The organism is Sulfurimonas sp. (assembly GCF_032250635.1).
Classification (GTDB): Bacteria; Campylobacterota; Campylobacteria; order Campylobacterales; family Sulfurimonadaceae; genus Sulfurimonas.
Genome location: NZ_JAVVFL010000226.1, coordinates 1 through 3,171, shown reverse-complemented (window position 1 = coordinate 3,171; position 3,171 = coordinate 1). Strand labels below are relative to the sequence as shown.

The following is a 3,171-nucleotide window of genomic DNA, read 5'->3' as shown; positions in this document are numbered from 1 at the left end:
TACCAAGACAAGAGCCAAAACAAAAGAGACGCCTTGCCAAAATATGACGCTGTTTCTCTCCACAAGGGGCGGTTTTTTCTTCTTTAAAAACTCCTCATTTGGATGGCGCAGGTCATACAAAAACTCACTTAGCTCCTCATAGCGCTCTTTTGGGTTGATTGCAACTGCTTTTTTCACCGCCTCATCAACCCACACGGGAATCTCTTGGTTGTAGTGATAGAGCGGCGTGTAGCGGAGTCTCTTTTGTGCAGTCTCGCTTTTTACTCTTGCAATCTCCACGCCATAAGGAAAGTGACCCGATAACATCTCATAGACTATCACACCGAGCGAGAAGAGGTCTGAGCACACCGTTCCCTCTTTGCCCAAAAAATACTCAGGGGCGCTATAGAGTGCAGTTCCTAAGAGGTTCTCTTGTTCAAGGCGGATATTGATATCCATGATGCCCTCCACTCTTGTTGCGCCAAAATCTATGATTTTTAGCGTGCCTGAGGTTTCAATCATAATATTTTGCGGTCTGAGGTCTTGATGAATCATCTCTTGACGATGCAACGCCAAAAGCCCTTTTGCTACCTGCTCTACCATTTGCCGCACTGTCTCAAGAGTTGGATTTGGGTTGTCGATAATCCACTGCGAGAGCGTTTGCCCCTCTATAAACTCTAGTACATTGTAGAGATAATTTTTTTTGCGTGAAGGAGTGAAAGATTTTAAAACATGTGCGCTATTGATGCGTCTTGCTATCCACTCCTCCATCAAGAAACGCTCCAGATACGCTTTGTCTCCTTGCATATCGATGGACGGGATTTTGAGTGCAACCTGCTTGCCGCTCTGGCTATCCACCCCAAGATAGACATGGCTTCTACTGCTAGCACTCAACTCCCGCACAATGGTGTAGCCTTCGAACTCCTCTCTTGCTTCAAGCAGAGGTGCGAAAGGTTTCTCCTCTATCTGTTTGTAGATCTCTTTGAGCTCTTTTTTTGCCAAAGCATCCACACGAACAAGCTGGATGGTAATATTGTCATCGCTTTGTTCCTTGTAAGCATATTCAGCGATAATTTTTGCAATCTCTTCAAATCTATCTTGATGTTTTTGTATCATTTTTACCATTAAAGTATCACTAACATACTCATAGACGCCATCGCTCATAAAACAGAAGATATCACCGACTTCTACCTGAAAACTGCTGTAATCCATCCGCACATGTGGCTCCATGCCCAAAGCTCGGCTTAGGTAACTCTTATCTCTTGAGACCCATAAACGGTGATCTTGTGTGAGCTGCTCTAGCACACCATCACGCAAACGGTAGATGCGCGTATCACCGGCATGAAAGAGGTAGGCAGTGCTAGAGCGAAGCACCATGGCGCTAAATGTACAGACGAAACCTCTGTTTTTATCATGGGAGTAGTTACTCTGCATGGTTTGGGAGTAGAGCCATGAGTTTGCGGCACCCAAAACCCTAAGTGCTGATTTTTTTACAGACCATGATTCGGGCGTGCTTGTGTAGTCCATCAAAAAGGAGGTTACGGCTGCCTTGGAGGCGATTTGACTTACACTGCTGCTGCCGATGCCATCAGCAATGGCAATAGCAACCCCTTTGTGTGTAAGCTGTGGCTCTTTGGGGATGCAGATATCGTGAAAGTCCTGGTTTATCTCTTTTCGTCCCCCAGTGGAGTACTGGGAGATAGAGAGTTCTAAACGGCTTTTCATAAGAGAATCAGCTCAGTTTTCTTTTTGCACCAGTTTTTATGTGTGTTGCATAAAGAGTAAGCCCGGTAAAAGCAAGACCGCCTACTAGGTTCCCCAGAACAACAGGAAGCTCATTCCATAAAAGATAATCACCAATCGTAAAGTTACCGCCCATTATCATGGAAAATGGAAACAAAAACATATTGACGATAGAGTGCTCAAAGCCCATAAAAAAGAAGAGCATAATCGGCATCCACATAGCAATAGCCTTGCCGCTTACACTCGTCGAGATCATTGCTCCCACAACACCCATGGAGACCATCCAGTTGCAAAGCATCCCGCGGATAAAAACCGTCATCCAGCCCCAAATCCCGTGCTCTTGATAGCCAAGTGTTCTTGCTTCCCCGATAGAGCCGATCTTTTTACCGACTTCGCCTACTTCAATTTGATAGCCGTATGTAAGTATAAACGAAATCATAAATGCCACAAGCAATGCACCCGCAAAGTTACCGAAGAAAACAAGTCCCCAGTTTCTAAGAACCTGTTTTACCGTTACTCCAGGTCGCTTGTCAATAAGAGCAAGCGGAACCAAAACAAAGACACCCGTTAGCAGATCAAACCCCATAAGGTAGAGCATAATAAAACCGACAGGAAAGAGCATCGCACCGACAAGCGGCGAACCAGTAGACATAGAGACCGTAATGGCAAAAGCCGCTGCAAGCGCCAAAATAGCCCCTGCCATAAAAGCTCTAATAATCGTATCTTTCGTTGACATATAGACTTTTGACTCGCCCGCATCGACCATTTTTGTAACAAACTCCGTAGGAACCAAGTAAGACATGGCACACTCCTTAAAAGTAGAAAAGTATTTCACTGTTGTGATATAGAATTGTATATTTAAAGCATAATAATTAAACAACTAGCCTGTATATATTTTATACAATCTTATATTTTATTATGTTTCATCAACGAAAAAAACAGATTATAGACAATTTTTACTAAGAGAGCAAATATTAAAGTGCCTCTAATCTCCTATAAAGAAGCTTTTACTATAATTAGACTCATAAAATACCAAAGAGAGACTCAATGGATTGGCTGAATTTTTTTGAACCAAAAGTAGAACATAAACACTCCTTTGGAAGAGGCATCAACGCAAACCTCTCTAAAGATGAGGAAGATCTCTTCAACAAATCTAACGAGGCGTTTGAAGCAAAAGAGATACTAGATGCCTATGAATATTTTTTCATATCTCTTGAAAACTTTTCAGACTCAAAATCAAACCAAAACATTATAATTACAAAAGAGGATGGTAAGCTCCGTTTTGAAATACTTCAAGGAACGGCGAGAATAACAGGCGTAATCACAAAAGAGAGCCTCTACGCAGAAGCCATTTTGACAAAAAAAGCAGCGGCGAATGTCGCATTAAAACGTCTGATTTTAGAGAGAAACTACCAACTTACGTACGCTTGCTACTTCAGCGATGAGGAG

2 protein-coding genes and 1 pseudogene are annotated in these 3,171 nt (G+C 42.8%); 1 reads left to right on the top strand and 2 read right to left on the bottom strand.

Going from position 1 to position 3,171, the window contains the following annotated elements; translation table 11 throughout:
- Together RQ763_RS11005 and RQ763_RS11000 are read right to left on the bottom strand one after the other, a co-directional pair.
- The coding region (locus RQ763_RS11005; protein ID WP_314153014.1) for a bifunctional protein-serine/threonine kinase/phosphatase at positions 1 to 1,704 on the bottom strand (1,704 nt) is incomplete at its 3' end.
- A gap of 7 nt (positions 1,705 to 1,711) precedes the next feature.
- Entirely contained in the window at positions 1,712 to 2,524 is an 813-nt protein-coding gene (locus RQ763_RS11000) for a formate/nitrite transporter family protein (protein WP_314153013.1), read from the bottom strand.
- A 245-nt stretch (positions 2,525 to 2,769) separates the two neighbouring features.
- On the opposite strand from RQ763_RS11000, the pseudogene RQ763_RS10995 reads away from it, so the two are divergent.
- Positions 2,770 to 3,171, top strand: a pseudogene (locus RQ763_RS10995) (hypothetical protein); the annotation flags it as partial.